Raw genomic sequence first — 12,889 nt, 5'->3', positions numbered from 1 at the left:
TATTCCCGGCCCATTGCCTTTGTGAGGCGTCGACAGTCCGCATCGGCTGCCGCTACAGTGCCGGCCAACAAGAACGATATCAGGGAGGTGGGCATGACGACCCGAAGATTCGTGCCGGCATTGGCCGCCGGCCTGCTCGCCGTTTTCTCCGCCGCCCCCTCGTTCGCACAAGATTATCCTACTCACGCGGTCCGCATCGTCGTGCCCTTCGGCGCTGGGGGCCCGGCCGACGTCGCGGCCCGGCTGATCGGCAATGGGCTCCAGGAGAGCTTCGGCCAGCCCTTCGTGGTCGAGAACCGCACCGGTGCCGGCGGTGTCATCGGCACGGTCGAGGCGGCGAAATCGCCGGCCGACGGCTACACGCTGCTGATGATGTCCAACACCCAGACTGCCAATGAATCGCTGCTGACACCGGACAAACGCAAATACGAGCTGATGCGCGACCTCGCGCCGATCGCGCCGGTGAACTATTCCGATCTCGTCATCGTGGTGAACCCGAGTGTCCCGGCGAAGACTCTGCAAGAGTTCATCGCACTCGCAAAGGCGCAACCGGGCAAGCTGAACTACGCCTCCTCCGGTCAGGGCACGCCCTATCACATGGCCGGCGAGCTGTTCAAAGCCATGGCCAGCATCGATGTCGTCCATGTTCCCTATCGCAACAGCGGCGAGGCGCGCAGCGGCGTGATCGGCGGACAGGTGCAGATGATGATCGACGCGGTGCCGGCCATGGCACCGAACATCGCCGAGAACCAGGTGCGCGCGCTCGCAACCACCGGCAAGCAACATTCAGCCGTGCTGCCGAACGTGCCGACCGCAATCGAAGCGGGCGTTCCGGGCTATGAGGCGACGATCTGGCTCGGCCTGATGGCTCCCGCGGGAACGCCGAAGCCCGTGATCGACAAGCTCAATGCCGCCGTCAACGCGATGGTGAAGCGGCCCGACATCGTCAAGCTCTGGACGGAACAGGGTGCTGTGCCCATGGCGATGACGCCCGAGCAGTTCGACAAATTCCTGCGCGGCGATATCGAGAAATGGGCCGACGTCGTCAAGAAGTTCGACAAGTCCTGAGGCCTCAGAGCGAGCATGCCCACCATTCAATTCCAGCTCAACGGTGCGGCGATGGCCGTGGATACCGATCCGGACCAGCCGCTGCTCGACGTGTTGCGCGGCCGGCTCGGCGTGACCAGTGCGCATTTCGGCTGCGGCGCCGGCGAGTGCGGGGCCTGTCATGTCATGGTCGGCGGCCGCGCGATAACCTCCTGCGATATGCCGATGTGGTCGGTCGCGGACAAGGACGTCGTCACCGTCGAAGGGCTCGGCACGGCCGAGCGACCGCACCCGCTGCAACGTGCATTCATCTTCGAGCAGGCGATGCAATGCGGCTATTGCGTCCCCGGAATCCTCATCAGCGCGGCGGCGCTCCTGAAGCGCAATCCGTTCCCGACCGAGGCCGAGGTCAGAGCGGCACTCGATCGCAATCTGTGCCGGTGCGGATCACATAACCGCATGGTGCGCGCCGTGCTGCGCGCGGCTGCGGAGATGGCGGCCTCATGAGTACGTCGTCCCCTGCCTCGAAACTGCCGGTCAGCCTCGCCGCTAATCCAAAACTGTCGTCCTGGGTGAACTTCACGGGTGAAGGCGGTGTGGCGATCTCGCCCGGAAAGGTCGAGATCGGCCAGGGCATCGTCACGGCGCTGGCGCAGATCGCGGCGGACGAGCTCGATGTCGATCTCGGGCGAATCGAGATGATCCGCGCCTCGACGGCGATGAGCCCGAACGAGGGCGTCACCTCGGGCAGCCTGTCGATCCAGCAGTCCGGCCGCGCCCTGCGCCACGCCTGTGCCGAGGTGCGCCGGCGTTTCCTCACTGCTGCATCAGAACGCCTCGGCGTCGATGTCTCGCTGCTCGATGTCGATGACGGCACGATCTCCGGACCGGGCAACGTCAGGACCAGCTATTGGGAGCTGGCGGGCGACGTCTCGCTGGATCACGACGCCACCGCGGGCGCGGCAGCGAAGAGCATTGCCAAGCGCAGCGTGGCCGGACATTCGGCCCACCGCCTGGATATTCCCGACAAGGTGTTCGCGCGGCCGCGCTTCATCCATGATTGCCCGCTGCCGGGCCTGCTGCATGGACGCGTGCTGCGGCCTGACATCTCCGGCGCCAAACTGATTGCGCTCGACGAAACCGCTGCGAGGGCCGTTCCCGGCCTCGTCGCGATCGTCCGCGACGGCGGCTTTTCCGGAGTGGTCACCGGCAGCGAGGCAGCAGCAGAAGCCGCACTGAAGGCCCTGCACAAAGGCGCGACGTGGTCGACCGGCGAGCCGCTGCCCGATGAGGACGATCTCGCGGGCTTCCTGAAGAGACAGCCGGTCGAGACGACTGTCATCGACACCAGGACGGCGGCGAGGACGCGCAAACACGCGCAAACGCTGCGCCGGCAATACACCCGCCCTTACATTGCGCATGCTTCGATCGCACCGTCCTGCGCCATGGCAAGGTGGGACGGCGATGGGGTCCATGTCTGGACCCACAGCCAGGGCGTCTATCTGCTGCGCGCCGATCTCGCCATCGTGCTCAAGCTGCCGGCGGACAACATCGTCGTCGAGCACATGGAGGGCGCCGGTTGTTACGGTCATAATGCGGCTGACGACGTCGCGCTCGATGCCGTGCTGCTGGCGAAGGCGGCCGGCGGCCGTCCGGTCCGGGTGCAGTGGCCGCGCCACGACGAGATGTCCCATGCGCCGTTCGGTGCGGCCATGACCATCGAGATCGAGGCCGATCTCGATGCGGACAACGAGATCACCGGCTGGCGCCACGCGATCTGGAGCAACGGCCATGCCGCACGGCCTGGCCGCGCGGCGCAGCCCGCGCTGCTCGCCGCGACCGAGATCGCAAACCCCTGCCCGCGCATGATCTCGACGAATCCACCGGCTGCCAACGGCGGCGGCGGCGATCGTAACTCTGTCCCGCTTTACGATTTTCCAGCCTGGACGATCACCAGCCATCGGCTGCTGATCATGCCGATCCGCACCTCGGCGCTGCGGACGCTCGGCGCACAAGGCAATGTGTTTGCCATCGAATCCCTGCTCGACGAGATCGCCGCCTTGCGCGGCGAAGACGCAATCGCGTTCCGATTGCGGCATCTCGGCGACGAGCGGGCGCGCGAGGTCATCCAAGCTGCGGCACGCCGTGCCGGCTGGAAGCCGCAAAAACGCCCCGGTGTCGGCCACGGCGTCGGGTTCGCTCGCTACAAGAACACCGGCGCATATTGCGCCGCGATTGCCGAAATCGAAGGCTCCGACGACATCCGCGTCAAGCGGCTGACGCTCGCGGTTGACGTCGGCGAGGCCATCAATCCGGACGGCGTGATCAACCAGATCGAGGGCGGCGCGATCCAGGCGACGAGCTGGGTGCTGAAGGAGCGCGTCCGCTTCGACCGGACCCACATCACATCGACCTCCTGGACAAACTATCCGATCCTGACCTTCAGCGAGGCGCCCGCGGTGGATGTCGAGATCATCCAGCGGCCGGAAATCGAGCCGGTCGGCGCCGGTGAGGCCGCGCACGGCCCCGTGACGGCGGCGATCGCCAATGCGGTCTACGACTGCCTCGGCGTGCGCGTGCGCGACCTGCCGATCACGCGCGATAGGATCATTGCAGCTGCGGAGCTTGCATCGTGACGACAGTGAACATCTTGAGCGGTGGCGCGGCGCAAGGCCTGGTGCGCGGCCTCACGGAGGCCTTCAGGGCGCAGACCGGCTTCGGCATCGACGGCGAATTCGGCGCGGTCGGCCTCATGGCCGACAGGCTGCGCGCGGGCACGCCGGCCGATCTCGTGATCCTGACGCAGGCGCTGCTAGCAAAGCTCGCTGAGGAGAAGCTCGTCGCCGCCTCCTCAATCATGGATGTCGGCCGCGTCGAGACCGCATTGGCGGTCCGCAGCCGTGATCCCAGGGTGACAGTGAAGACCGAGGCCGATCTGCGCGAGGTGCTGCGCAGCGCCGACGCAATCTACGTCCCCGACACCAAGGCCTCGACGGCAGGGCAGCACGTCGCAAGGGTGCTCGACCAGCTCGGCATGGCCTATGAAGTCGCATCGCGCCTCAAGATATTTCCGAACGGCGCAACGGCGATGCGGGAGCTTGCGGCGTCCACCGCGCAAAGGCCGATCGGTTGCACGCAGGCAACCGAGATCATCGCAACCGACGGCATTGTGCTATCAGGATCGCTGCCGCCGGGCTGCGAACTCGTGACGATGTACACGGCCGGCGTGACCGCGGGGGCCGCGCATCCGAAGGAAGCGGCTGCACTGATCGCGCTGCTGGCTGGCGCAGATCACAGAGAGCTGCGCCAGCGCGCCGGCTTTACCGGTTAGATGCCGTCCTATTTGTGCAGCTGGGTCAGTCCGGTCGGCGGGCCGTCGACGGCGGTCCAGCCGCCATCGACGAATAGCGTGCTGCCGCTGACATAGCTGGCGGCATCCGAGGCGAGATAGGCCACGGCGGTCGCGACCTCGTCGGCGCTGCTCCAGCGGTTGAACACGGTGTGACCGGCATAGAGATTGTAGATGTCGGGCCGCTGCTTGAACGGACCGGTGAGCGCGGTCTCCGCGATGCTCGGCGCGATCGCGTTGACTCGCACGCCGGCATGACCGACCTCAGAGGCAAAGCCCTTGACCAGCAGGCCGATCGCCGCCTTGGTCGAGCCGTAGACACCGAGGCCCGGCTCGATGGTTACCGCGCGCACGGAGGAGCAGGCGATGATGCTGCCGCCCTTCTGCGCGACCATGATGCGGCCAAAGGCCTGGAAGAACCAGACGGTGCCCTTGACGTTGAGGTTCAGGACGCGGTCGAGATCCTCCTCGGTGTAGTCGAGGATGGTCTTGCGGATGTTGAGCCCGGGCGTCGTCACGGCGATGTCGAGCCGGGAGAATTTCTGCATCACCGTTTTGGCCAGCGCGTTGACGTCCGCCGCACTTGCGGCGTCGCAAGTAGCTGCCTCCGCCCAGCCACCCTTGTCGCGAATGCCGGCGGCGGTCGCTTCCGCCGCATCGCGCGCGCGATCGGCGCAGACGACACGGGCCCCCAACCCGGCAAGGGCCTCGGCCGACGACTTGCCGATGCCGGAGGCGGCACCAAGGACAACTGCGGTCTTGCCGGTGAGATCGAAGAGCTTGCGATAGTCCGTCACTGATAACTTCTCCTGTCGCTGCTAGCCCTTGTAGCCCATCAGCAGGCGGGGCAGCCACAGCGAGAATGCAGGGACGTAAGTCACGAACATCAGTGCTGCGATCAGCGCGGCATAGAACGGCAGGATGGTGCGCATCACCGCACCGACCGAGATGCCGCCGATGGCACAGCCAACGAACTGCGTGGTTCCGACCGGCGGGGTATTGAGCCCGAGGGCGCAGTTGATCAGCATCAGCATGCCGAACTGCACCGGGTCCATGCCCGCCTTCATCGCGATCGGCAGGAAGATCGGGGTGCAGATCAGAATCGTCGCCGCCATGTCCATGAACGTGCCCAGCACGAACAGGATGACGTTGATGAGCAGGAAGATCACCCAGGGTTGGGTGGACACCTTGCTCATCATCTCGCCGGCGAGATCGGCAACCTCGTAGAGTCCCATCAGATACTGGAACATGGTGGAGACGCCAATCAGCAGCAGCACCACACCCGTCGTCTTGACCGCCTTGGCGGCTGCGCGCAGGAAGTTGCTCCAGGTCATGGTGCGATAGATGAAGAAGGTCAGCAGGATCGTGTAGGTGACCGCGACGGCGGCGGATTCGGTTGCCGTGAACACGCCGGAGAGGATGCCTGTCAGGATGATGCCGACGATCAGAAGGCCAGGCAGCGCCGCCGCGAACGAGCGGAACACCTCGGCCCAGCCCGGGAACTTGCCGGCTGGATAGCCGCGCTTCACCGCGACTGCGTAAGCGGCGACCAGCATGCAGACCATCAGCACCATCGCCGGCAGGAGGCCGGCGGCGATCAGCGCGCCGATGGAGACCTTGCCGCCGGCGGCCAGGGCATAGATGATCATGTTGTGGCTGGTCGGCATCAACGCTCCCACCAGCGAGGCGTGAGTGGTGACATTGACGGCGTAGTCGGTATCGAACCCTTCCTTCTTCATCATCGGGATCATCACAGCGCCCATCGCCGACACGTCGGCCACGGGCGAGCCGGAAACGCCGCCGAACAGCGTGCAGGCGACCACGTTCGACATGCCGAGGCCGCCGCGGATGTGGCCGACGAGATTTTTGGCGAGCTGCACGATTTTGTCGGCGACGCCGCCATGCAGCATCAGCTCACCGCTGAAGACGAAGAACGGAATGGCGAGGAACGAGAAGATGTTCATCCCCGACATCATCTGCTGGAAGATGACCGCAACCGGCAGGCCTTCGTAAAGGATGGTGCAGATCGCCGAGAGGCCGATCGCGAAAGCGACCGGGACGCCGAGGATCAGGAAGCCGAAGAAGGTGGCGCCGAGGATGATCAGTTCCATGAGGGGACGACCTCTTCGCCGCGCAGGAGAGCCATGATGTGCTCGATGGAAAAAGAGACGATCAGGACGCCGGAGGCGATCAGCGGCACGTAGCGGATGACCTCGGGAAGACCGAGATTGGGGATCTTCACGGTCCCGACCGAGGAACCAAGGATCCAGCCGTTATAGGCCATCGCGATGCCGAACATGGCCACCAGGACGTGGATCAAGAGCTCAATCTTCTCGCGCGTGCGATCCGGAAGCATCACCAGCAGGCTGTCCATGCCGATGTGCCCGGCATCGCGCACGCCGACGGCGGCGCCGATCAGCGTGACATAAAGGATCAGAACCAGTGCAAGGTTCTCCGTCCAGGTCGGGCTGGAATTGAGGACGTAACGCCCGAACACTTGGTAGAACACGATGGTGACAATGACGAGCAGGCCCGTCACGGACAGATACATGCCGGCGCGAGCAACGGGGGCGTTGATCCGCGACAGCAGGCCTGTAGAGGGGCGTCCGACCGCCTCATGCTCGTGATCTGCGACGTGTGGGTCTGTCATCCCGCGCCTCCCGCGCCGGGATCCGGTGTCGCAAATCGGCGACTCCGGATCCGACGCCGCTGTGCTTACTTCGTGTCCTGGATGCGCTTGACGAGGCCCTGCAGCTTCTCGTCGCCGGCGAACTTCTGGTACACCGGCTTCATCGCATCGACGAACTCCTGCTTGTTGGCGATCGTCACGACCTGGGCGCCGGCCGCCTCGACCGTCTTGCGAGAGGCCTGCTCACGCTCGTCCCAGAGCTTGCGCATCACGGGCACCGATTCCTTGGCTGCCTTGCGGACCATCGCCTGGTCTTCCTTGCTCAGCGTGTCCCAGACCTTCTTCGACATCACGAGAACTTCGGGTGCCAGGGAGTGCTCGGTGATATTGTAGAACTTGGCGGCCTCGAAATGGCGCGAGGACTCGTAGGACGGCCAGTTGTTCTCGGCGGCATCCACCAGGCCGGTCTTGAGCGCGGTATAGACCTCGCCATACGGCATCGGCGTCGGGTTCGCGCCGAGGCTCTGGATCATGCCGACCCACAGATCGGATTGCTGAACGCGAATCTTCAGGCCCTTGAGATCCGCAAGCGATTTGACCGGCGCCTTTACGGTGTAAATGGACCGGGCGCCGCTGTCGTAATAGGCAAGACCGACCAGGCCGGCGGGCTCCATGGCCGCCAGGATCTCATCGCCGATCGGCCCATCAAGCACGGTACGCATGTGCTGCGTGTCGCGGAAGACGAAGGGCAAACACAAGGCGATGGTCTCAGGCACGAAGTTATTGAGCGGTGATGCGTTGATCCGCATCATGTCGAGCGCGCCGATCTTGAGCTGCTCGATGGTGTCCTTCTCTGAGCCCAGGGCACCGTTCGGGAACACCTTGACGCCGAGCTTGCCGCCGCTCGCCGCCGCGAGTTGCTTGCCCATGAACTTGACGGCCTCGACGGTCGGATAATCTGCGGGATGGATGTCGGCGGAGCGGAAATCGCGTGCGGTCGCCAGGGGCGCTGAGAGCGCCAGCGCAACGGCTGTGATGATACCGGTGAGTGTCTTCATCTTGGGCTTCCTCCGGGGTTGATTATGTCGTTGTCGGGCAGGCTGCGGGCCGCCTTGGGTCGCTCCACTTCAGGCGTGAAGTCAAGCACCAAGTCGTCCCTAGGGCGGGCGGCATTCTCTGTCCAACCCAATTCCAGCATCGATCAATGCAAGAGTTGCATCGATCAATTTCTGACGCAATTCGCATTATGGCGGGTACGGCCGGTGGCTGGCGTTGCCGCCACGTGACTTGACGTCACCAATGCAGGCCCCTCAAGATATTCGAAACAAGGGACCATTTTGAGGGAATGCCCATGCCGCGGAAGCTGATCGATATCTCCGTGCCGCTTCGAAACGACGTCACGGCCGATCCGCCCGGCAACCATCCGACAATCCAGTATATCGATCACCAGCAGGGCCTGCCCCGGATGCTGCAGTTCTTCGACGGCCTCAAACCGCAGGATCTGCCGGACGGACAGGGCTGGGCCGTCGAGCAGGTCTCGCTGTCGACCCATAACGGCACGCATCTCGATGCGCCCTGGCACTTCCATCCGACCATGAACCGCGGCGAACGGTCATGGACCATCGACGAGGTCCCGCTGGAATGGTGCTTCCAGCCCGGCGTGAAGCTCGACTTCAGGCATCTGCCCGACGGCTACGTGGCGGGCGCAGGCGATGTCGAGACGGAGCTGAAGCGCATCGGACACAAGCTGTCGCCGCTGGAAATCGTCGTCGTCAACACCAGCGCCGGCGCTAAATTCGGCACGGCCGAATACGTCAATTCCGGCTGCGGCATGGGCTATGAAGCCACCATGTATCTGCTCGAACGCGGCGTGCGGCTGACCGGCACCGACGGCTGGAGCTGGGACGCGCCGTTCGTCTACACCGCGAAGAAATACGCCGAGACAAAAGATGCCGGTCTGATCTGGGAAGGCCACAAGGCGGGACGGCACATCGGCTATTGCCATCTCGAGAAGCTGCACAATCTCGATCAATTGCCCTCGACCGGGTTCACGGTCTCATGCTTCCCGGTGAAGATCGAACGCGCCTCCGCGGGCTGGACCCGCGCGGTCGCCATCATCGAAGATCACGCCTGAGGCATTACTCGGCGTGGAGGCCGCTCTCGGCGAGTTCGCGTAGCGCGTTTGTATCCAGCACAACGATGGCGCCGTGCTCGAGCCGAACCCAGTTGCGACCGGCCCAGGCACGCAATTGCTTGTTGATGCTCTCGCGCGTCATTCCCACCATCTCGCTGATCTCCTGCTGCGTGATGGCGAGCGTTCCGCTGCCGGAGTCGAACTTGCGCTCCTCGGTGAGACCGAGCAGCGCGCTCGCCAGCCGGCCCGGCAGATTCTGAAGGATCACCTGCTCGACCTGCTGGCTGGTCCAGCGCAGACGGGCGCAGAGCAGCTCGATGAATTTCATCGCAAGGGCCGGTTGGCTCTTCACGAACGGCAGGAAGTCCCGCCGATCGATGATGTAGAGCTCGCAATTGGTGTTGGCGGTCGCATCGGCCGACCTCGGCGCGCCGTCAAGCACCGCGATCTCGCCGAAGATCTCTCCGGGACCGATCAGATTGAGAATGGCGTTCCGGCCATCGGGCGACGACGAGGAGATCTTGACTGTCCCCGTGATCACCGCGAACAGATTGTTGCCGGGATCGCCCTTGGCAGCGATCGTCACGCCGCGCTTCACGGTGGTGTGCTTGGCGTAGCGGCAGAGCTGATCGAGCGCCTCCGGCTCCAGATCCGCGAAGATCGGGTGCTTGCGCAGGACCGATAGTTTGTTGCCCGCCGACTGTCGGGGGTCGCCGGTTTTGTCCTGAGGCACGCCGCGGGGCTCCTAAGACTACGAGGCACTAAAGTTTCTGCGTAGTGAACGTTATCAGGCTTTTCAACCAGAAAGCACGCGGACGATTTGAGGCAATGCCGCGAAAAAGCCGCGGTCAGTCGGAAGGCCGCATCCGCAGGATGCGCCGATGCGTTAGATCGATGCAGAGTTGCAGAACGCCCAAGCCGGTTGCGTTGAGGCGCTGCCGAACGTCCAAGCCGGCCGGGAGAGGATCAGACGGCCAAAGCGCCTGCCCAATGATCGGCTGAAGTGACTTGGCACTGGACGCGCTCAGAGTTTCAGCCTGACATCGCAAATATCCGGTTCGGTCGGATCCGGCTTCACCTCGAACCCGAGCTGCCGGCACATCTCGAGCATGACAGTGTTCTCCTGGAGCACATCGCCCGATATCACCTTCAGGCCTTCCGACCGCGCGTAGTCGATGATCAGCTGCATGAGGGCCCAGCCGAGCCCCCTCCCCTTGAGATCGGACCGTAGCAGGATCGCGTATTCGCCGCTCTCGTAGATCGAATCCGAATGGAGCCGGACCACGCCGACCATTTCGCCATTGGCCTCGTCGAATGCAATGAAGGCCATGGCGCGCGCATAGTCGAGCTGGGTCAGCCGCGCGATGAACTCGTGGGTAAACTCCTTCATCGGTGCGAAGAAACGCAGACGAAGGTCGTGTGCCGTGACGTGACCCAGGAATTCATGGATAGTCGGCTCGTCCTCGGGACGCATGGGCCGCGCGAATATACGCCAGTCGTCCTTGACCTTGAGGCGGCGTTCCCATTGCGACGGATAGGCGCGAACCGCGAAATTGGCCGGGCCCGAGCCGGCAAACTTCCGTTGCGGCGGTCCTACGGCGACGCGGGCGTCGACCGCGGTCACGCCGGTTTCGTCCGCCAGCAGCGGATTGATGTCGAATTCGCGGATCTCGGGAATGTCAGCCGCCATCTGAGCCAGCTTGACCAGCACCATGGCGACGGCGTCCGGCTTCACCGCCGGCACGTCCCGGTAAGCGCGCAGCAACCGCGACACGCGCGTGCGGTCGATCAGGTCGCGGGCTAATTGCAGATCGAGCGGCGGCAGCGCAAGCGCCTTGTCGTTGATGATCTCCACCGCGGTGCCACCACGGCCGAACACCACGACGGTGCCGAAAGTCGGATCGTCGGCGAGGCCCAGGATCAGCTCGCGCGCCTTCGCCTTGACGACCATCGCCTGGACGATAATGCCGCCGATGCGGGCCTCGGGCCGCAGCTTTCTCGCCCGGGCGAGAATGTCCGAGGCGGCCGCACGCACGGCGTCCGGCGTCGTCAGATTGAGCACGACGCCGCCGACATCGGATTTGTGGATGATGTCCCGCGACATGATCTTCAGCACCACTGTGCCGCCTTGTGCGAAGATCTCCTTTGCATAGGCCACCGCCTGCTCGACATCGGTTACCGCATAGGTCGGCACCATCGCGATGTCGTAATCTTCCAGCAGATTCTTGATCTCGACAGGCTCGAGCCATTCACGGCCGTCCGCGATCGCGGCGGTGACGATCTGCCGCGCGCCCCGGGCGTCTGGAACGAACGTATCGGGCATCGCGGGAGGAACCTGGCTCAGCTCCTCCACCACTTCTCGATGCCGGACCAGATGCATGAAGCCGCGTACGGCGTCGTCTTCAGTCGGGTAGTTCGGTATACCGGCGCCGGAAAGCGCCTGAATGATGTTTTGATCGGCCCCCACCCAGGCCGCCAAAACGGGCTTGGCCCATCGGCGATGCTCCTGCCGATATTTGCCGACGAGCTCCGTCACGGTCCCGGCGATCTCGGCCGCCGAGGCGATTGCCGTTTGCACGTTGAGGACCAGGACCGCATCATTGTCGCGGTCGGCCAGCAGCACCTCCAAAGCCGCCGCGTAGCGCGAGGCGTCAGCGTCGCCCACGATGTCGACGGGATTTGCTCCGGACCAGGTCGGCGGCAGCGCCGCATCGAGCGTCTTGCGCACCTCCGCCGAGATGGTCGCGGGGATTCCGCCGAGTTCGACCAATCGATCGACGGCGAGGACGCCGATGCCGCCGCCGTTGGTCAGGATGGCGAGACGCTTTCCTACCGGCGATTCGACACGGCCTAGTGTCTCGGCACAATCGAACAGCTCACGCAGATCGGAGACCCGCAGCACACCCGCCCGGCGGAATGCCGCATCATAGACGGCGTCGGAGCCGGCGAGCGCGCCGGTATGCGTGGCGGCGGCCTTCGCGCCCTGCGCCATACGGCCCGACTTGACGACGACGACAGGCTTCACGCGCGCAGCGGCACGCGCCGCCGACATGAACTTGCGGGCGTCCTTGATGGACTCGATGTAGAGCAGGATCGCGCGCGTCTTGTGATCCATCGCGAAATAGTCGAGCAGATCGGCAACATCGACGTCGATCTGATCGCCGATCGAGACGATGCCGGAGAAGCCGACACCGCGCTGCGCAGCCCAGTCCACCATGCCGGCTGCGATCGCGCCCGATTGCGAGATCAGCGCAAGGCTGCCTGTCCCCGGCATATGCGCGGCAAAGCTGGCATTCAGGCTGACCCCGGGCATCATGATGCCGAGACAGTTTGGTCCGAGCAGCCGCATGCCGTATTGGCGCGCCGCCGTGATCGCAGCCTCGTACAGAGATCCCGGTCCATGGCCGAGCCCGGCCGAAACGATCAAGGCGCCCGCCGAGCCGCGACGCCCGGCCTGATCGATGATAGCAGGAATCTCGCGCGCCGGCGCGGTGATGACAACGAGCTCGGGCCCGAAGTCCAGCCTGTCCAGGCTCTTCACCGCCGCAACGCCGCCGATCGCGGCATGGCGTAGATTGACGAGGCCGAACCGCCCCTTGAAGTCGGCCTTGTGAATGTTCTCCAGGACGGCGCGTCCCACGGAGCCCCGACGGGCGCTCGCGCCGACGAGGGCGACGGAACGCGGCGCCAGCAGATTGTTCAGACGATAGGTTGACATGAAAGCAAACGC

At 64.6% G+C, this 12,889-nt stretch carries 11 protein-coding genes; 5 read left to right on the top strand and 6 right to left on the bottom strand.

Annotation, left to right across the window (positions count from 1 at the left end):
- Positions 1–93: 93 nt before the first annotated feature.
- The 4 genes from IVB28_RS09195 to IVB28_RS09180 are packed head-to-tail and all read left to right on the top strand — an operon-like array spanning position 94 to position 4,378.
- The gene (locus IVB28_RS09195) at positions 94–1,068 is read left to right on the top strand and encodes a tripartite tricarboxylate transporter substrate binding protein (RefSeq protein WP_247525753.1); all 975 of its coding nucleotides are present in this window, start codon (positions 94–96) and stop codon (positions 1,066–1,068) included.
- 15 nt (positions 1,069–1,083) lie between these two features.
- Complete coding sequence (locus IVB28_RS09190) at positions 1,084–1,554, top strand: (2Fe-2S)-binding protein (RefSeq protein WP_247525752.1); 471 nt, start codon at positions 1,084–1,086, stop codon at positions 1,552–1,554.
- On the top strand, positions 1,551–3,683 hold the full coding sequence (locus tag IVB28_RS09185; RefSeq protein ID WP_247525751.1) for a molybdopterin cofactor-binding domain-containing protein: 2,133 nt from the start codon (positions 1,551–1,553) through the stop codon (positions 3,681–3,683). The genes IVB28_RS09190 and IVB28_RS09185 overlap by 4 nt, the downstream gene beginning before the upstream one ends.
- Positions 3,680–4,378 carry a substrate-binding domain-containing protein gene (locus IVB28_RS09180; RefSeq protein WP_247525750.1) on the top strand — a complete coding sequence of 233 codons (699 nt, stop codon included), beginning with the start codon at positions 3,680–3,682 and terminating at the stop codon, positions 4,376–4,378. The genes IVB28_RS09185 and IVB28_RS09180 overlap by 4 nt, the downstream gene beginning before the upstream one ends.
- An 8-nt stretch (positions 4,379–4,386) precedes the next feature.
- Here IVB28_RS09180 and IVB28_RS09175 read toward each other — a convergent pair whose 3' ends face one another.
- The 4 genes from IVB28_RS09175 to IVB28_RS09160 all read right to left on the bottom strand — a co-directional run bounded on the left by IVB28_RS09175 (position 4,387) and on the right by IVB28_RS09160 (position 8,083).
- Positions 4,387–5,193, bottom strand: coding sequence for an SDR family oxidoreductase (locus IVB28_RS09175; RefSeq protein ID WP_247525749.1), 807 nt, complete (start codon positions 5,191–5,193; stop codon positions 4,387–4,389).
- A gap of 21 nt (positions 5,194–5,214) precedes the next feature.
- On the bottom strand, positions 5,215–6,507 hold the full coding sequence (locus IVB28_RS09170; protein WP_247525748.1) for a TRAP transporter large permease: 1,293 nt from the start codon (positions 6,505–6,507) through the stop codon (positions 5,215–5,217).
- A complete protein-coding gene (locus IVB28_RS09165) occupies positions 6,498–7,046 on the bottom strand; it encodes a TRAP transporter small permease (RefSeq protein WP_247525747.1) in 549 nt (182 codons plus the stop codon). The genes IVB28_RS09170 and IVB28_RS09165 overlap by 10 nt, the downstream gene beginning before the upstream one ends.
- A gap of 65 nt (positions 7,047–7,111) precedes the next feature.
- The gene (locus IVB28_RS09160; RefSeq protein ID WP_247525746.1) at positions 7,112–8,083 is read right to left on the bottom strand and encodes a TRAP transporter substrate-binding protein; all 972 of its coding nucleotides are present in this window, start codon (positions 8,081–8,083) and stop codon (positions 7,112–7,114) included.
- A 293-nt stretch (positions 8,084–8,376) separates the two neighbouring features.
- Here IVB28_RS09160 and IVB28_RS09155 point away from each other — a divergent pair, with 293 nt between their 5' ends.
- Complete coding sequence (locus IVB28_RS09155) at positions 8,377–9,159, top strand: cyclase family protein (RefSeq protein ID WP_247525745.1); 783 nt, start codon at positions 8,377–8,379, stop codon at positions 9,157–9,159.
- Positions 9,160–9,163: 4 nt separating this feature from the next.
- Here IVB28_RS09155 and IVB28_RS09150 read toward each other — a convergent pair whose 3' ends face one another.
- Both IVB28_RS09150 and IVB28_RS09145 read right to left on the bottom strand, forming a co-directional pair.
- Positions 9,164–9,892, bottom strand: coding sequence for a Crp/Fnr family transcriptional regulator (locus tag IVB28_RS09150; RefSeq protein WP_247525744.1), 729 nt, complete (start codon positions 9,890–9,892; stop codon positions 9,164–9,166).
- A 291-nt stretch (positions 9,893–10,183) separates the two neighbouring features.
- Positions 10,184–12,877, bottom strand: coding sequence for a bifunctional acetate--CoA ligase family protein/GNAT family N-acetyltransferase (locus IVB28_RS09145; RefSeq protein WP_247525743.1), 2,694 nt, complete (start codon positions 12,875–12,877; stop codon positions 10,184–10,186).
- Between the last annotated feature and the right edge of the window lie 12 nt (positions 12,878–12,889).

It is taken from the genome of Bradyrhizobium sp. 199, from assembly GCF_023073355.1.
Lineage (GTDB): Bacteria > Pseudomonadota > Alphaproteobacteria > Rhizobiales > Xanthobacteraceae > Bradyrhizobium.
Note: the sequence above shows the minus strand (reverse complement) of the source record. Positions and strands in the feature narration are given on the sequence as shown.

Bases quoted from the DNA above. Each gene is read 5' to 3' on its own strand.
- IVB28_RS09170 (WP_247525748.1), bottom strand. From the start codon at position 6,507: ATGGAACTGATCATCCTCGGCGCCACCTTCTTCGGCTTCCTGATCCTC.
- IVB28_RS09160 (WP_247525746.1), bottom strand. From the start codon at position 8,083: ATGAAGACACTCACCGGTATCATCACAGCCGTTGCGCTGGCGCTCTCA.
- IVB28_RS09185 (WP_247525751.1), top strand. From the start codon at position 1,551: ATGAGTACGTCGTCCCCTGCCTCGAAACTGCCGGTCAGCCTCGCCGCT.
- IVB28_RS09155 (WP_247525745.1), top strand. From the start codon at position 8,377: ATGCCGCGGAAGCTGATCGATATCTCCGTGCCGCTTCGAAACGACGTC.
- IVB28_RS09165 (WP_247525747.1), bottom strand. From the start codon at position 7,046: ATGACAGACCCACACGTCGCAGATCACGAGCATGAGGCGGTCGGACGC.
- IVB28_RS09190 (WP_247525752.1), top strand. From the start codon at position 1,084: ATGCCCACCATTCAATTCCAGCTCAACGGTGCGGCGATGGCCGTGGAT.
- IVB28_RS09195 (WP_247525753.1), top strand. From the start codon at position 94: ATGACGACCCGAAGATTCGTGCCGGCATTGGCCGCCGGCCTGCTCGCC.
- IVB28_RS09145 (WP_247525743.1), bottom strand. From the start codon at position 12,877: ATGTCAACCTATCGTCTGAACAATCTGCTGGCGCCGCGTTCCGTCGCC.